General features: G+C 72.2%; 14 protein-coding genes. 5 read left to right on the forward strand and 9 right to left on the reverse strand.

Annotated elements, in window-relative coordinates; all coding sequences use genetic code 11:
• Positions 1-62: 62 nt before the first annotated feature.
• Complete coding sequence (locus VIG76_RS08750; RefSeq protein WP_331953214.1) at positions 63-890, reverse strand: MSCRAMM family adhesin; 828 nt, start codon at positions 888-890, stop codon at positions 63-65.
• A 350-nt stretch (positions 891-1,240) separates the two neighbouring features.
• Between VIG76_RS08750 and VIG76_RS08755 the strand changes: the two genes are divergently transcribed.
• Entirely contained in the window at positions 1,241-2,287 is a 1,047-nt protein-coding gene (locus tag VIG76_RS08755) for a VIT1/CCC1 transporter family protein (RefSeq protein WP_414640624.1), read from the forward strand.
• 102 nt (positions 2,288-2,389) lie between these two features.
• Here VIG76_RS08755 and VIG76_RS08760 read toward each other — a convergent pair whose 3' ends face one another.
• Complete coding sequence (locus tag VIG76_RS08760; protein ID WP_331953216.1) at positions 2,390-3,391, reverse strand: SDR family oxidoreductase; 1,002 nt, start codon at positions 3,389-3,391, stop codon at positions 2,390-2,392.
• 161 nt (positions 3,392-3,552) lie between these two features.
• Here VIG76_RS08760 and VIG76_RS08765 point away from each other — a divergent pair, with 161 nt between their 5' ends.
• Positions 3,553-5,370 (forward strand): glycoside hydrolase family 15 protein, encoded by a 1,818-nt coding sequence (locus VIG76_RS08765; protein WP_331953218.1) that lies wholly within the window; start codon positions 3,553-3,555, stop codon positions 5,368-5,370.
• Here the strand turns inward: VIG76_RS08765 and VIG76_RS08770 are convergent.
• Complete coding sequence (locus VIG76_RS08770; protein ID WP_331953220.1) at positions 5,367-5,852, reverse strand: MarR family winged helix-turn-helix transcriptional regulator; 486 nt, start codon at positions 5,850-5,852, stop codon at positions 5,367-5,369. The genes VIG76_RS08765 and VIG76_RS08770 overlap by 4 nt on opposite strands.
• 61 nt (positions 5,853-5,913) lie before the next feature.
• Between VIG76_RS08770 and VIG76_RS08775 the strand changes: the two genes are divergently transcribed.
• Positions 5,914-7,530 carry a DHA2 family efflux MFS transporter permease subunit gene (locus VIG76_RS08775; RefSeq protein WP_331953222.1) on the forward strand — a complete coding sequence of 539 codons (1,617 nt, stop codon included), beginning with the start codon at positions 5,914-5,916 and terminating at the stop codon, positions 7,528-7,530.
• A gap of 4 nt (positions 7,531-7,534) precedes the next feature.
• Here VIG76_RS08775 and VIG76_RS08780 read toward each other — a convergent pair whose 3' ends face one another.
• Positions 7,535-8,710, reverse strand: coding sequence for an LCP family protein (locus VIG76_RS08780; RefSeq protein ID WP_331953224.1), 1,176 nt, complete (start codon positions 8,708-8,710; stop codon positions 7,535-7,537).
• 235 nt (positions 8,711-8,945) lie between these two features.
• Between VIG76_RS08780 and VIG76_RS08785 the strand changes: the two genes are divergently transcribed.
• Positions 8,946-9,941: an amidase domain-containing protein gene (locus tag VIG76_RS08785; RefSeq protein ID WP_331953226.1), complete on the forward strand. Its 996-nt coding sequence runs from the start codon at positions 8,946-8,948 to the stop codon at positions 9,939-9,941.
• On the opposite strand, the gene VIG76_RS08790 is transcribed toward VIG76_RS08785, so the two are convergent.
• From VIG76_RS08790 to VIG76_RS08810, 5 genes are all read right to left on the reverse strand, one after another.
• On the reverse strand, positions 9,931-10,620 hold the full coding sequence (locus VIG76_RS08790) for a pyridoxamine 5'-phosphate oxidase family protein (protein ID WP_331953228.1): 690 nt from the start codon (positions 10,618-10,620) through the stop codon (positions 9,931-9,933). The genes VIG76_RS08785 and VIG76_RS08790 overlap by 11 nt on opposite strands.
• Positions 10,621-10,673: 53 nt before the next feature.
• On the reverse strand, positions 10,674-11,726 hold the full coding sequence (locus VIG76_RS08795; RefSeq protein WP_331953230.1) for an aldo/keto reductase: 1,053 nt from the start codon (positions 11,724-11,726) through the stop codon (positions 10,674-10,676).
• Positions 11,727-11,768: 42 nt separating this feature from the next.
• On the reverse strand, positions 11,769-12,743 hold the full coding sequence (gene denD, locus VIG76_RS08800) for a D-erythronate dehydrogenase (RefSeq protein ID WP_331953232.1): 975 nt from the start codon (positions 12,741-12,743) through the stop codon (positions 11,769-11,771).
• Positions 12,740-14,077 carry a four-carbon acid sugar kinase family protein gene (locus VIG76_RS08805; protein ID WP_331953234.1) on the reverse strand — a complete coding sequence of 446 codons (1,338 nt, stop codon included), beginning with the start codon at positions 14,075-14,077 and terminating at the stop codon, positions 12,740-12,742. Before VIG76_RS08805 ends, denD begins: the two co-directional genes overlap by 4 nt.
• Positions 14,078-14,148: 71 nt before the next feature.
• On the reverse strand, positions 14,149-15,471 hold the full coding sequence (locus VIG76_RS08810) for an MFS transporter (protein WP_331953236.1): 1,323 nt from the start codon (positions 15,469-15,471) through the stop codon (positions 14,149-14,151).
• Between the two features lie 110 nt (positions 15,472-15,581).
• Between VIG76_RS08810 and VIG76_RS08815 the strand changes: the two genes are divergently transcribed.
• Positions 15,582-15,965: aminoglycoside phosphotransferase family protein (locus tag VIG76_RS08815; RefSeq protein WP_331953238.1), on the forward strand; the 384-nt coding region annotated here is incomplete at its 3' end.

Here is a 15,965-nt window from a genome sequence, read left to right on the forward strand (position 1 = left end):
CCTCGTGCGGGACGATAACCGCGGAGCGCCCGCCGGGAAGGGCGGCGCTCCGCGGTTCTCGGTCAGTCGCCGGTGCCGGAGCCCGAGCCGGAGTCCGAGTGGGAGCCGGAACCCCGGTCGGAGTGCGAACCGGAAGCCCAGTCCGAGTGCGATCCGGAACCGGCGTCGGAGCCCTTGTGCTCGTTGTCGCCCTGGGCGGCGCCCGAGCCGGTCGTCGCGCCGGAGCCGTGCTCGCCGGAGCCGCCGTGGCCGATCGCGTTGCCGTCGCCGTGGCGCTCGGTGCTCGAGCCGCCGTCGCTCTCGTTCGCGTCGTCGCTGCCGTTCTGCGAGCCGTCCGTCGCCTCCGAGCCCTCGTGCTTCACGTGGCCGGCCAGGCGGGGTGCGCACCAGGCGGCGATGTCGGCGTCCGTGCCGCCGACCTCGGTGAGGAGGTGCGCGTAGCCGGTCGAGCCGACGGGCAGGCCGTGGTGGCTCCACGCCGTGCAGAGCCCGTGCGCGTTCGCCGGCACCGGGACGACGGTCACGGTCGTCGCCCCCGTGGTGGCGGGGTCGGGCGTCGCGGTCGGCTCCGGCGTCGAGGTCTCGGTCGGCTCCGGGGTCGCGGTCTCGGTCGGCTCCGGCGTCGAGGTCTCGGTCGGCTCCGGCGACTGCGTGGGGTCCGCGGACTCCGTCGGGGCCGGGCTCTCGGTCTGGCTCGGTGCGGCGCCGTCGCCCTGGGCGCCCTCGCCCTGGGGCGCGGGCGCACCGAACGAGACGTGCGCCTGCTCCTGCAGGGTGGTGGGCAGCGCGCCGGTGCACGCCGCTGCGGCGGTGCCGCCGAGCGCGATCGAGCCGACCGCGAATGCGCCGACGAGCAGCTTGCCGCCGATCAACGTGGTGAAGAGTGACATCGGTTCCCCTTGGTGGTTCGTGGTGGAGGAGGCGTCCCCACGCCTCCACAGCCGTAATCGCCACCGGGGTCCGCGAGGGTACGCGGCGGGTCGCCCCCAGAACGGGGTACACGCCTCCACGGCTCCCGCTACCCTGGATCGCGAAGGGGAGTAGCTCCCGCGGCGTGCCGCGGCGGTGCGTCGACATACCGGCCCGATCGGGCCCGGTGCACTACCCGCGATCAGGGCGAGCGAGACCTTCGGCCAGACCGACGCCGTCCGCTTGAGGGGCGGGCGCCCGATTCGACCGGAGTCCCGACATCGCTGCAGCCGGCACGACCCCTCAGCCTGGGCCGCCCTCCCCCGCCGACATCCGGCGGTGGCGGCAGCACCTCGCCGACGAGCGCGCCGAGGCCGCCGTCTACCGTGACCTCGCCGGCCGCCGCTCCGGCGAGGAGCGCGAGATCCTCCTCGGGCTCGCGGATGCAGAGGGCCGCCACGAGGCCCACTGGCTCGGCCTGCTCGGCCCGCACGCCGGGCGGCCGTTGCGCGGCGACGTGCGCACCCGCCTGCTCGGGCTGCTGGCGCGGCGGTTCGGGTCGGTGTTCGTGCTCGCGCTCGCGCAGCGCGCCGAGGGCCGCTCGCCGTACGCCGACGACCCGGACGCGACCTCGACGATGGCCGCGGACGAGCGGTTGCACGAGGAGGTCGTGCGCTCGCTGGCCACCCGCGGCCGCAACCGGCTGTCCGGCTCGTTCCGCGCTGCCGTGTTCGGTGCGAACGACGGCCTCGTCAGCAACCTGTCCCTCATCCTCGGCGTCGGCGCGAGCGGCGTCCCGACCCACGTGATCCTGCTCACCGGCCTCGCGGGGCTGCTCGCCGGCGCCCTGTCGATGGGTGCGGGCGAGTACGTCTCGGTGCGCTCGCAGCGGGAGCTGCTCGCCGCATCCACCCCCGACCCCCAGGCGCACACGATCCTGCCCGAGCTCGACGTGAACGAGAACGAGCTCGCGCTGCTCTACCGCTCACGCGGGATGAGCGCCGAGGAGGCGGAGGCGCACGCCGTCGAGGTGCTCGCCGGACGCGGCACCGTCGCGAGCGTCCCGGCGGTCGCGGCCGACGTCGACGAGCACGAGGCCGTGGGGACCGGGCTCGGCGCCGCCGTATCGAGCTTCTGCTTCTTCGCCTCGGGGGCAGCGGTACCGGTGCTGCCCTACCTGTTCGGGATGCAAGGCCGGCCCGCCGTGCTCGTCTCCGCGGGCCTCGTGGGCATCACGCTGCTGGCCACCGGCGCGATCGTCGGCCTGCTGTCGGGCGCGTCGCCGCTCGCGCGTGGGCTGCGCCAACTGCTCATCGGGTACGGCGCCGCGGCCGTCACCTACCTGCTCGGCCTGCTCATCGGCGGCGCGACGGCCTGACCCCATCGCGCCGTTCCGGAGTTCCTGCGCGACACGCCGCCTGGGCGCTCCCAGCGGCGGCGTGTCGCCCGGTTTCTCCGGAACGGCGCGATGGGGAGGCGGTCAAGCGGCCTTGCGGATGCCTGCGAGCACCCCCGCGAGCGCCGCTCCGGCGGTCGCCGCAGCCGCTGCGTAGGCGAGCTGCCGGTGGCGGATGGCCCAGGTCTGCGGCGTGATCGTCATCGACCGCGAGTCGAAGGCGCCGTGCGCGCCGCGGTCGCCCGACACGGGCTCGTAGAGGTTCGGGCCGATCATCGGCTGGTGCAGGTCCGGCGCCTGCTGGCCCTTGTACCCGGTGCGGGCGAGATACCAGTCCGCGAAGCGGGACGAGACGCGGTTGCCGACGATCGTGAACACCGTCGGCTCCCCCACCCAGACCCGGCGCCGGGGCTTCTCGGCGGTGTCGACGACCACCTTCGCGCAGATCTCCGGCTGGTAGATCGGCGGCACCGGCTGCGGGTGGTGCGGCAGCTGCGACTTCACCCAGTCGAACTGCATGGTGTTCATCGCCGGCATGTCGACCTCGCACACCGTGATGGGCGAGTGGTTGTGGCGCAGCTCGGTGATGAGGCTGTCCGTGAAGCCCTTGATGGCGTGCTTCGACGAGCAGTACGCCGCCTGGAGCGGGATGCCGCGGTGCGCGAGCGCCGAGCCGACCTGCACGATGTTGCCCCGGCCCCGGGGCTGCATCCGGTGCAGCGCGGCGCGGGTGCCGTTGACGAAGCCGAAGAAGTTCACGTGCACGGCGCGTTCGAAGTCGTCCGGATCCGTCGAGGCGAACTCGCCGAACACGCCGACCATCGCGTCGTTGATCCACACGTCGATCGGCCCGAGCTCGGCCTCGATCCGGTCGGCCGCGGACTCCACCGCTGCCCGATCCGCCACATCCGTCGGCACGGCGAGGGCGCGGTTGCCCGTCGCCCGCACGTCCGCCGCTGCCCCCTCGATGCCGTCCTCGCCACGCGCGAGGATGCCCACGTCCCAGCCGCGATCGGCGAGCTCGCGGACGATCGCCCGGCCGAGTCCGGCGCTGCCGCCGGTGACGACGGCCACTCCCTTGCTCATGCTTCCTCCTGCTGGTCTGATGCTTGCGTTACTGCAACGTTTGCTATTGTGCAGATGGAATCCGAGTCCGGGCTCAACGACGAGTCCGGCTCGGATGATGCGCAGCAGCGTTCACATGGAACCCCCATCGGATGCGGGCTGCCGGGGAAGAGACTGCTGACATGCCATCCCGGATCGAGGACTACGCCTTCGTCAGCGACTGCTACACGGGTGCGCTCATCGGCATCGACGGCAGCGTGGACTGGCTCTGCTTCCCGCGCTACGACTCCGAGTCGATGTTCGCCTCCCTGCTGGGGAACGAGGACAACGGCCGATGGCTGCTCGCGCCCCAGGCCGTCGGCGCCACGGCGACCCGGCACTACGGCGAGCACGACCTCACGCTCGTCACGCGCTGGGACACCGGCGAGGCCGAGATCGAGGTGCTCGAGTTCATGCCGCGCACTGACGGCGAGCCGAACCTCATCCGGCGGGTGCGCGGCATCCGCGGCCGGGCGGTGATGCGCGAGGAGCTGCAGATCCGCTTCGAGTACGGCGAAGCGGTGCCGTGGGTCACGCGCGACCGGGCGGCCCATCCGGCCGCGCTCGTCGCCACCGCCGGGCCGGACTCGGTGGTCGTCCGCGGACCGGAGCTGCACGCGGTCGACACGAAGCACGTCGCGGAGTTCGAGATCGGCGAGGGCGAGACGGTGGACCTCAGCCTCACCTGGTTCGCCTCGCACAAGCCCGTGCCGCCCGCCCCCGACATCGACAAGGCCCTCCGCAGCACGAGGCGGTGGTGGTCGGACTGGTCGAAGCGGAACACCTACGAGGGCCCGTACGGCGAGGAGGTGCACCGGAGCCTGCTCGTGCTCCGCGCGCTGACGCACGCGGTCACCGGCGGCATCGTCGCGGCCGCGACCACGTCGCTGCCGGAGCAGTTCGGCGGTCCACGCAACTGGGACTACCGCTACGTGTGGCTGCGCGACGCCTCGCTCACCATCTCGGTCCTCGTCCGCCACGGCTACCGCGACGTCGTCGACCACTGGCGGCAGTGGCTGCTGCGCGCGATCGCGGGCGATCCGGAGGACCTGCAGATCATGTACGGGATCGCCGGCGAGCGGCGGCTCAACGAGTACGTGCTCCCGGGCCTGCCTGGCTACGAAGGGTCGACGCCGGTCCGGGTCGGCAACGCGGCGTCGCTGCAGTACCAGGCGGACGTGATCGGCGAGGTCATGGTCGCCTTGCAGGAGGCGCGGAGCGCAGGGATCAAGGAGACGGCCCTGTCGTGGTCGCTGCAACGGGCCCTCATGGCCTTCCTGGAGGACCACCTCGGCACGAAGGACCAGGGGCTCTGGGAGGCGAGGGGCGAGCCGCACTTCTACACCCAGGGCCGAGCGATGATCTGGGCCGCACTCGACAGCGCCGTGCGCGGCGTCCGCGACCACGGCCTCGAGGGGCCGGCGGATCGCTGGGAACGGCTCCGCGACGAGGTGAGGGCCGACATCGAGCGGCACGGCTTCGACGAGCGCCGCAACACCTACACGCAGTACTTCGGCTCGGAGGAGGTGGACGCCTCGCTGCTGCTGCTCCCCCAGGTCGGCTACTGCGCCCCCGACGACCCACGGATGCTCGGGACCGTCGCCGCGATCGAGCACGACCTCATGCAGGACGGCCTCCCGCTCCGCTACCGCACCGCCGAGTCGGGCGACGGCCTGCCGGCGGGCGAGAACCCGTTCCTCGCGTGCGGCTTCTGGCTCGCGGAGCAGTACGCGAGGTCCGGCCGCCTCGATGACGCCCGGGCCATGATGGACCGGCTCTGCGGTGCCGCGTCCGACCTCGGCCTCCTCAGCGAGGAGTACGACACCGACCACCGCCGCCAGGCCGGCAACACGCCGCAGGCGCTGTCGCACCTCGCGCTCATCCGCACGGCGGATGCGATCGGCCAGGCGGAGCGGGCGGGCGGCGCGACGACCCAGCGGCTGCCGACCGGCGGTCGCTAGCCGGCCTCGTCCTCCGCGTAGGATCGGTAGACCGCGATCGCCCGCTCGAGGTAGCGCCGCACCACGGCGCGCTCGTCGTCGTCGAACTCCTCGGCGAGTTCGTCCAGGCCGTCGATGAGCGCGCCGAGGCGGTCCATCACCTCGACGCGGGCGCTCTCGGAGGCGGTCAGCCGCACCCGTCGGCGATCCGCGAGATCCCGCTCCCGCACGAGGTGACCCGCGCGCTCGAGCCGGTCGACCAGCTCCGTGGTCGCCCCGGGGCTGAGGCCGAGCCGGCCGGCGAGATCGGTCGGTCCCATCGCACCGGGTGACGCCGCGAGGTGGGACATGGCCGCCAGGTCGGTCGGGAACATCCGCAGCCGCCGGCCGAGGGCCTGCTGCGCCTCGCTCATCGCCACCTGCAGCTGCCGGAGCGCGAAGGTCTCGGGCTCGCTCGAACGCGCCCCACCTCCCGCCATCGGCGACCGGTCGTCCTCACTCACGGCACCATTCTATGCGCTAGTGTTTCGGCTACCGAAGGATTCGGCACCCGAAGGGATTGGGATGAACGGGACTTCCGCACGCGGACGCTGGCTCGGCCTCGTGGCCATCAGCCTGGGCGTGGCGCTGATCGTGGTCGATTCGACGATCGTGAACGTGGCGGTGCCGTACATCGTGCGCGACCTCCACCTCAGCTCCACCGAGGTGCAGTGGGTGCAGGAGTCCTACACGCTCGTGTTCGCGGCGACCCTGCTCGTGTTCGGCGCGATCGCCGACCGCATCGGCCGTCGCCGGCTGCTCGTCGTCGGCACGATCGTCTTCGCGCTCGCGTCGGTCGCGGCCGCCTTCTCGGCGACGGGGCAGCAGCTGATCCTCACCCGCGTCGCGCAGGGCCTCGGCGGCGCGATGATCCTGCCGACCAGCCTCTCCCTGATCAACGCGACCTTCACCGGTCGCGAGCGGGGCATCGCCTTCGCGGTCTGGGGCTCGACCATCGGCGGCATGGCCGCGGTCGGACCGCTGCTCGGCGGGTGGTTGACCACCGCCTACTCCTGGCGCTGGGCCTTCGGCATCAACCTGCCGATCGGCGCCGCGATCATCGTCGGTGCGCTGCTCTTCGTCCCGGAGTCGCGCTCGGAGAAGCGCACCGCCCTCGACTGGGTCGGCGCGCTGCTGGCCGCGATCGGCTTCGCTTCGCTCGCGTTCGGCCTCATCGAGGGCCGGCAGTACGGATGGTGGACCACCAGCGCACGCCTGGAGCTCGGGTCGTGGTCGTGGCCGTTCGACCTCTCCCCCATCCCGGTGGCCTTCGCCATCACCATCCTGGCGCTCGGCGCCTTCGTCCTCCGCGGCCTGCACCGCACCCGCATCGGACGGCCGAACCTCGTCGACTTCGGCCTGCTGCGCATCCCGAGCTTCCGCAACGGCAACATCGTGGCGATGGTCGTGAGCCTCGGCGAGTTCGGGCTCATCCTGTCGCTGCCGATCTGGCTGCAGAACGTGCAGGGGCTGACAGCCCTGCAGACGGGGCTCGTGCTGATCTCCCTCGCGATCGGCTCGTTCGCGGCGAGCGGCGTCGCCGCGACGGCCGGCGCGCGCCTGCGCCCCGTCGCGGTCGTGCGGATCGGGCTCGTGGCCGAGATCGTGGGCGTGGGATCCGCCGGGCTCGCGGTGCACTCGGGCTCCGGCTGGGGGTGGCTCGTGCCGTGCCTCTTCGTGTACGGCGTCGGCGTGGGTCTCGCGACGGCCCAGCTGACCTCCGTCGTGCTCGTCGACGTGCCGGTGCAGCTCTCCGGTGCGGGATCCGGCATCACCAGCACCGCGCGGCAGATCGGATCGGCGCTCGGGGTCGCGGTGCTCGGCACGGTGCTCTACACGGGAGCGCAGCTCACCTTCCAGCACTCGCTCGACGACGCGGGCGTGCCCGCGGCCGTCAGCGGTCCGCTCGTCGACGGGGTGGTGAACAGCTCCGGCGGCGCGATCGCCGGACTGGCACACGACCCGAGGACCGCGCCGGCCGCCGCCGAGGCGAAGGCCGCGTTCTCGGACGGCACGGCCTACGCCGCCTGGTCGGCGGCCGCGTTCCTCACGCTCGGGCTCGTCGCGTCGCTCTCCCTCGGGCCCGCGCGGAGACAGGACGAGGTCGCCGAGATCGCGGAGCCCACGGGCGCCGTGGCCTGATAGGTCACCGCTTCCCCAGGTCGTTGCCGACGGAGCAGGTCTGCTGAGCGGCGGTCTGCCCGACCACCGTTGCGGGCAGATTCACGCCGTCTCCGGACGACGCGGACGGGGAGGACGACGGCGCGGGCGAGGACTGCGTCGGCTTCGGTGACGGGGACGACGATCCGCCGCCCTGCACCACGGACCCCTGCCCGTCGGTCGCGCCTTTCTGCTTCGCGGCGAGGCGCAGCGTCTTGTCGGCCTTGATCGCATCGATGAGGGTCGTGGCGGGGCCCGTGTTCGGTGTGACGCCGTCGCCGGAGACGATCGTGGGGTACTGCACCAGCACGAACCGGCTCAGCGAGATCGGCGCCACGGCCCGGGCGATCGAGACCATCGTGTCGATGCTCGCGAGCGTCGAGGAGAGCACCATGCTCTCGCCGGCGGCGTGGGCGAGCCCGTAGAGCTTCGTCACGTCGGTGAGGGTCGCGCTGCTCTTGACCTTGCGCACGAGCGCGGACAGGAACACCTGCTGGGAGCTGATGCGGGTGAGGTCGCTGCCATCACCGACGCCGTGCCGGGTGCGCAGGAACTCGAGCGCCCGAGCCCCTTGCAGCGTGTGGATGCCGGCGGTCAGGTGCAGCCCCGTGTAGTCGTCGTTGATCGCCTTGGCGACGCACACCGGCACGCCGCCCACCGCGTTCGACATCTCGACGACACCGTCGAAGGTGATGAGGGCGACGTAGGGGATCTTCATCCCGGTGAGGTTCGCGATCGTGTCGCGGGTGCATCCGACGCCGCCGTACTCGAGCGTCGTGTTGATCTTCACGCCCGTCTCGGGCGCGAGCATCTGCCCGGGATGGGCCGGATCGGGACAGGCCGGCACATCCACATAGAGGTCACGCGGAAAGCTGAGCACGGTGGCCTTGGTGTGATCGGCGCTGATCCGGATGAGGATCGTCACGTCGTTCAACGTGCTGCCGGGATTGTCGCCGTAATGGCCCTTCTGCCCGTTCCGGGTATCACTTCCGACGAGCAGCAGATTCACCGCACCCGAATAGGCGCCGATCGTCGGCACCGGTCCGCCGCCGGTTCCGATGTTCACGGAATTGGCGCTGATCGAGCCCGCGACGCGGGAGACGGCGATCACGCCGACGGAGAAGGCCGCCACCAGGACGACGCAGAGACCGATCGCGATCAATCGGAATGCCTCGGCGACGGGACTCGCGCTCCGCAGCCGGCCGTGCTGCGCAAGGGGACGAATTCGCGGGTGTCCCACCGGCGTTGCCCCCATCTCCCGGGTCAGAACGTGCCCCTCACGGGGGTTTCTCAGTTTCGAATCCCGCAAGTACGTTCGAAGCGGGGGTCCGGAAACGGAATTGTACCGACGCGTTTCACGGGAACGTGTCGGGTTTCACTGCGTGATCCCTGCGCCCATGTCCAACGCACAGATCGACGTACCGCTACCCATGCAGCCCATCCGCATCGTCTCCCTCGCCGCCGCTGTCGCGGTGGCTCTCGGCACCACCGTGCTCACCGCCACCCCGGCGCTCGCCGGCCCGCTCTCGGCCACGCCCACGCCCACGCCCACGGCGACGCCGACACCGACGCCTGCCCCGATCGCCGGTGAGCCCTGGGCCACCGCCCTGGGCCAGCTGCGGGGTCACTCCGCGTACGAGCGCCACGTGACGATCACCGGCACCGGCTTCCTCGCGGCGCCGGGCGTCAGCGCCGGACTGGCCGCGGTGCTCGTGGACGGCACCGCTGCCGACGACCTCGTGGTCAGCAGCGACACCTCCGCCACGTTCCTGATGGGCGCGGCGCCGGCGTTCCAGCCCGGGAGCGTCACGCTCACGCTCGAGTCGAACGACGACGTGTCCGTGCCGACGGCGCTGACCTTCACGTACATCGCCACGAACAGGCGTGACAAGGAGCTGGCCTACGCGGGCACGCACTGGGCGCTCACGTCGAGCGCGCGGTTCGGCTACATCTTCGGCAACGACTGCGCCGACTTCACCAGCCAGCTGCTCCTCGCCCGCGGGTGGAAGCAATCGTCGCAGTGGTACGACCGCGGCGCCGACCCGAAGTCGAAGCGGCCCGTCGCCAGCTCGTCATGGATCTCATCGACCGCGATGAGCGACTGGCTGCACGGCCGGCCCGACCTCGCGAAGCACCTCGGCTACTCGCAGGCGGACCGTGACCAGGTCGTCGTCGGCGACATCGTGCAGTTCGACTGGGACAGCAAGGCGACGCCCGGCGTCTGGCAGCACACCGCGGTGGTCTCGAAGATCGTGACCCTGCCGAACGGTCACCACGACTTCTACTACACCGCCCACACGACGAACCGGCTCTTCGGCGGCACGGTGGGTGCCCTGATCGCATCGGGTTACTACCCGCACCTGCACACCCAGTTCTGGCACCTCAAGAAGTAGCCGGGAACCCGATCACGCCCTCCGCATCACCCGAACCGGTGGTGCGGAGGGCTCCTCCGTTCCCGAGTGGCCAGGCCGGCGGGGTGACCTGCGCGGTGGCGGCGAGCGGCGGCAGGGGCAGGGGCAGACCGGGGAGCCCGTCCAGGCTGACGGCCACGTGCTCCTTGCCCTCGAAGTAGCGGCTCAGCGACTCGTCGTCCTCGCGGGCGAACCGCCGCTCGTGGAGATCGCGATCGGCCTCGTACTGCATCAAGGGGACCGCGTAGCCGCAGGTGTCGCGGATCCGTTCCGCGTGCACCACGACGACGGCGCGGAGTCCGTGATCCGCCGGATCGGCGTCGAACCGCCCGACCAGCTCCGCGAACCGCGCGTCGTCACGGAGCACCACCTCGCCGCGCCCGTGCACGCGGACGATGTTCGGCGGCCCCTGGAATGCGCACCACATCAGCGTGATGCGGCCGTTCTCCCGCAGGTGGGCGATGGTCTCCGCGTTGCTGCCGGCGAAGTCGAGGTAGGCGACGGTGCGCTCGTCGAGCACCGCGAACGACCCGGTGACGCCCTTCGGGGAGAGGTTCACCGTGCCGTCCCCGGACAGCGGCGCGGTCGCCGTGAAGAACATCGGCTGCGCCTCGATGAACGCTCGAAGGCGCCCGTCGATGGCGCTGTACTCCTTGCCCACCCGCGGCCTCCTGCCGGTCCGGGACGCCCGAGGACGCCTCGGACATCCTCGTCCTACGGCAGGTGCCGCTCCAGGAGGCTGAGGTCGGCCGGCCCGAGCCGGCCCTTGCCGGTGTTCGCCTGGTGCCAGTACGGGTAGAGCAGGGGCACGCCGCTCACGTCGTCGAGCCGCCGGACCTCCTCCGCGCTCAGCACGAGATCGGCCGCGGCGAGGTTGTCGCGCAGCTGCTCCTCCGTGCGTGCGCCGACGATCACCGACGTGACGGCCGGCTTCGCGAGCGTGTACGCGAGCGCGACCTGCGCCGCCGAGACGCCGTGGCCCTCGCCGATCGCGACGAGCTCGTCGATCGTGGCGTAGAGCCGGTCCTCGTCGTGCACGGGCGGCTCGGTCCAGCCCTCGAAGCGGCGGGTGCCCTCGGGCGCGTCCTGCCCGCGGCGGTACTTGCCCGAGAGCAGGCCGCCGGCGATCGGGCTCCAGACGAGGATGCCGAGGCCCTGGTCGATCGCGATCGGCACGAGCTCGTTCTCGGCGTCGCGGGCCTGCAGCGAGTAGTAGATCTGCTCGGACACGAAGGACTCGTAGCCGCCCTTGTCCGAGGTCCAGAGCGCCTTCATCAGCTGCCAGGCGGTGTAGTTGGACGAGCCGACGTAGCGGACCTTGCCGCTCGTGACGAGCGCGTCGAGGGCGGCGAGGGTCTCGTCGAGCGGGGTGAGGCCATCCCACTCGTGCACCTGGTAGAGGTCGATGTGGTCGGTGGCGAGCCGGCGCAGGCTCGCCTCGGCGGCGCGAATGATGTGGTGCCGCGAGAGCCCGGCGTCGTTCGGCCCGTCGCCCATGTCGCCACGGACCTTGGTGGCGATGAGGACGTCCTCGCGGCGGGTGCCGAGCGCCTCGCCGAGGATCTGCTCCGAGAGCCCGCTCGAGTAGACGTCCGCGGTGTCGAAGAGGTTCACCCCGGCATCGATGCAGATGTCGATCTGGCGCCTGGCGCCCTCCACGTCGAGGTGACCGATCGGGCTCGCCCAGCCCGTACCGCCGAATCCCATGGTCCCGAGGGTGATCGTCGAGACCCGAAGTCCCGACCGTCCGAGCTGCCGATAGTCCATGGTGACGAGCCTATGCAGCCCGCGCTCGTCACCGGCTGACGGTCACCCGAGGTCGTCGATGTAGGCGCGGACGATGTCGTCGAACGACTCCTCCGGGGCGAGCCCGAGCGCGCGAGCGCGGTCGGTGCGGAACACGGCTGGCCAGCCCTCGATCATCGAGGTGATCGCCGGGTCCTCGCGCCAGTCGATGAGGTCGCTCGTGCCCGCACCGGCGACGCGGTCGAGGGCCGCGGCCATCGCGCGCGGCGTCGTGGTGATGCCCGGCAGCGTCATCGCCGACCGGCTCCCCCACTGCTCGTCGCTCACCTCCGCGACCCGCAGGAGCCCCTCGAGGGTGCGTCGCGGTGAGGTCAGCGCCACCGGGGAGTCCGGCGGCACGGGGCAGACCGCACGCTCCCCCGCGATCGGCTCGCGGATGATGCCGGACAGGAACCCGGATGCGGCGGCGTTCGGCCGGCCCGGCCGCACCGAGACCGTCATCAGGCGCACGCTCCGGCCGCGGACGAACCCCTTCCGCGCGTAGTCCGCGACGAGCAGCTCGCCGATGAGCTTCTGCGTGCCGTAGCTCGTCTGCGGCCGAGGGAACGTGTCGTCGGTGACCTCCGCGATGCGGGGCAGCGCCGGATCGTGCCCGAACACCGCGATCGAGCTCGAGAACACGAGGACCGGGGGGACCTCGAGGCGCCGGCACCACTCGAGCACGGCCCTCGTCGCGTCGAGGTTCGTCGCCATGCCGAGGTCGAAGTCGGCCTCGGCCGCGCCGCTCACCACGCCGGCGAGGTGGAAGACGAGGTCGGCGCCCTGCTCCCCCGCCACCACGGTCGCCAGGTCGCCCGTCGCGACCCGCACGCGGGGGTCGGCGACGAGATCGGGCGCAGGGGCCACGAGGTCGGCGAGCACCAGCTCCTCGACCTCCGCGGCCGGCGCGCCGCCGACCGCGAGCGAGCCCGCCGCGAGGATCCGCCGTGCGAGCGCGCTCCCCACGAATCCGCCGCCACCGGTGATCAGGATCCTCATGCTGCGCCTCCTCCTTCCTCCGGGCCGGCCAGCCGGTCCACGACGTCGGCCAGGGACTCGTCGTCGCCGACGTTCCCCGCGAACACGATGTAGGGCAGCCCGGTCGCCGGGCCTTCGACCGCCTCCCAGAGCGAGACGATCCCCGGCAGCAGCGTGCCACGCGCCCATGCGCGGCGGATCCCCAGCGCTTCGGTCGCCGTGTCGGAGGACGTGATGCCGCCCTTCGCGACGACGAATCCGGGCCGGCGCCGCTCGACCGCCTCGGCCACCACCGCGCTGAGCGCCGCGCTGACCCGGCGGGCGATGCCGAGGCTCTCGGACGCGTCCGCGCCGGTGATCCGCGTGCGGCTCGTGCTCAGCACGACGAGCCCGGCGGACTCCGCGGCGAGCAGGCGGTCGCGGGTCGTCGCGACGGCGCGCTCGAGGTCCTCCACGACCGCGGCCACCTCGAGCTCGACGCCGGCGAAGCCGCGCCGGGCGCGGAGCCGGTCGAGCTGCCGCGTCGTGCGACCCACGTGCGAGCCGACCACGATCAGGCCCGGTGCCCCCCGGTCGACGAGCGCCGCCAGCCGGGCGTCGTCGATGGGCGGCTCGGCCGCCTGGCCGAGCCGCGCCCGGACGAACGACGGACCCACGCGATAGAGGAACCGGCGGCCGTCCCGCTCCGCGGCGAGCACCGCGACCGCGACCGCGCGCAGGTCGTCGTCGGTGACGACGTCCGGGATGAGCACCCCGGTGCCGTCCATCCGGCGGCGCAGCTCCTCGGGGTCGCCGCGGACGACCGCGAGCGGGAGCTCGGTGGTGGGGACCGGTCGTCCGCTCTTCTCCGCCACCCAGTCGGCGAGCCGGGAGCTGCGGTACCCGAAGGTCGCGTCCGCGGCGAACTCGCTCTCGCCCACCGGCTGGAACCCGTCACCCGCCGCGACGAGATGCACGCCGTCGACGGTGATCCGGCCCGCGTCGACGTACGCCGGGACGAGCAGCACGCCGTCGACCGGCCGACCGCGGCTCGCCAGCACCTCCGCGAGCACGTCGGTCTCCAGCGGGAAGTGGCCGCGGAGGGTCGAGTCGCTTCGGCTCGCGAACGACACGTCGATCCCGGCCTCATCCGCGGCGTCGAGGCACGCCTCGGCCACCTCGCGGGTGCGGGCGGCCGCGCCGTCCGGGCCGAGGCTGCGGGTGTTCGTCAGGACGAAGAAGCCGGGACCGCCCTGGGCGAGGGCCCAGCGGAGGTCGTCCCGGCCCCACCGGGTCAGCACCGGGATGTCCGTGACGGTCTGCGTGCCGGTCGGATCGTCGTCGAGCACGACCAGGCGGCGGGCATCGGCGATCACGGCTCGCACGATAGACGGTGCGACCGGCCGCGGGGCGGGTGGGCCGGTGGACGGATCCCGGGCGACGTCCGTCACGCGCGGTTCGTGCCCGTCAGCGCCTCCCGCTCGGCCTCGCGCACGTGGGGCCGGTCGCCCTTGCGGCGGAGGGTGAGCATCACGCCACCGGCCGCGAGCAGGCTGATCGCCAGGAAGATCGAGGCGGTGAAGAAGCTCCCCCCGCTCGCGTCCTGCATGAATCCGGCGACGTAGGGGCCGACGAAGCCGCCGAGGTTGCCGATCGCGTTGATGAAGCCCATGGCCACGCCGGCCACGGCGACCGGCATCGCCTGCGATCCGGCCGCCCAGAACGGGCCGTCGTACGCGAGCGACCCGGCCACGGCGATGCTGATGAACACGATCGCGAGCACCGGGGCGGCGTTGCCGGTCCCGACCGAGATCACGAGCGCGACGGCGCTCGTCGCGAGCGACAGCAGGACGTGCGTCGAGTAGCGACCGCTCCGGTCCGCCGCCTTCGCGTTGAACCAGAGCGCGACGATCGCGAGCACGTAGGGGATCGCGGTGACCCAGCCGACGACGGTGGGCACGCCGCCGGTGATGGTCCCGACGACCTTCGGCAGCCAGATGTTCACGCCGTAGAAGCCGATCTGGACGAGGAAGTACACGAGCGTCAGCCGGAGGACGACGGAGTTCGTGACGACGTGCTTGAGACCGAGCTTCTCGTGGTCGCCCTCCTGCGCCCGGTCCGCGGCGAGCCCCTTCTCGATGTACTCCCGCTCCTCGGGCGAGCACCACTTCGCCTCACGGGGGTGGTCCGCCACGAGGCCGAACCAGAGGGGCGCCGCGATGATGAACGGGAACGCGCCCTCGATGATGAACAGCCAGCGCCAGTCCGCGAACGAGAGGATCCAGCCGGACAGCGGGGCCGTGATCATCGAGGCGATCGCGATGTTCATCATCCAGAACGCGTACGCGCGGGCACGCTCCGCGGCCGGGAACCAGTGGCTGATGAGGACGAGGATCGCGGGCCAGATCCCGGCCTCGGCGACGCCGAGCAGGAAGCGGAGCACGAGCAGCTCCCCGAAGTTCTGCACGAAGCCGGTGGCGACGGCGAGCACGCCCCAGACGAAGAGCATGATGCCGACGAACTTCTTCGCGCTCCAGTGCTCGGCGAGATGGCCGCCGGTGATCTGCAGCGAGACGTAGCCGATGAAGAAGATGCCGGCCGCGAGGCCCTGCTGGGCGGCGTCGATGCCGAGGTCCTTGTGGAGGCCGTTCAGCGCGAACCCGATGTTCGTGCGGTCCATGAACGAGATGATGTAGACGACGATCGCCACGGGGATGAGGCGCTTCCAGCGCATCCGGCCGACGTTCGAGACCGACTCGCGAGCAGACATCCCCGACCTCCTCATACCACCTTGTATGAGTGCAAGGGTCTGCCCGGCGCCTGGGAACCGCGTGTATTCCGCCATCCGGATGGCTGCGAGCGGCGCGCTACGGTTCCGGCATGCCGCTCCCGCTCCGGATCCCCGCCGGGCTCGCCCGGCTCCGGGAGTCGACGGAGTGGCGGGGCTGGCTCGGCGCCCTGCCGGGGCTCGTGGCCGAGGTGGCCGACCGCTGGCACCTCGAGCTCGGTGAGCCCTATCCGTACGCCTTCGCGTCGGTCGCGATGCCCGTTCGCACCGCGTCAGGCACGCCCGCGGTGCTCAAGGTGCAGCTCCCGGACGCGGAGAGCCGCTTCGAGGGCGACGCGCTGCGGGCCTGGGGCGGCCGCGGGGCGGTCCGGCTCCTCGACGAGGACCCGGAGCGGCGGGCCCTGCTGCTCGAGCGCTGCTCGCCGGGATCCGCGCTGCTCGAGGAGGAGCCGGAGACGGTCCTCGCGGTGCTGACG

The sequence above is a fragment of the Amnibacterium sp. genome (genome assembly GCF_036559085.1).
GTDB lineage: Bacteria > Actinomycetota > Actinomycetes > Actinomycetales > Microbacteriaceae > Amnibacterium.

Coding starts and splice junctions, on each gene's coding strand:
- VIG76_RS08785 (WP_331953226.1), top strand. CDS start 8,946: ATGTCCAACGCACAGATCGACGTACCGCTACCCATGCAGCCCATCCGC.
- VIG76_RS08750 (WP_331953214.1), bottom strand. CDS start 890: ATGTCACTCTTCACCACGTTGATCGGCGGCAAGCTGCTCGTCGGCGCA.
- denD (WP_331953232.1), bottom strand. CDS start 12,743: ATGAGGATCCTGATCACCGGTGGCGGCGGATTCGTGGGGAGCGCGCTC.
- VIG76_RS08795 (WP_331953230.1), bottom strand. CDS start 11,726: ATGGACTATCGGCAGCTCGGACGGTCGGGACTTCGGGTCTCGACGATC.
- VIG76_RS08760 (WP_331953216.1), bottom strand. CDS start 3,391: ATGAGCAAGGGAGTGGCCGTCGTCACCGGCGGCAGCGCCGGACTCGGC.
- VIG76_RS08810 (WP_331953236.1), bottom strand. CDS start 15,471: ATGTCTGCTCGCGAGTCGGTCTCGAACGTCGGCCGGATGCGCTGGAAG.
- VIG76_RS08775 (WP_331953222.1), top strand. CDS start 5,914: ATGAACGGGACTTCCGCACGCGGACGCTGGCTCGGCCTCGTGGCCATC.
- VIG76_RS08765 (WP_331953218.1), top strand. CDS start 3,553: ATGCCATCCCGGATCGAGGACTACGCCTTCGTCAGCGACTGCTACACG.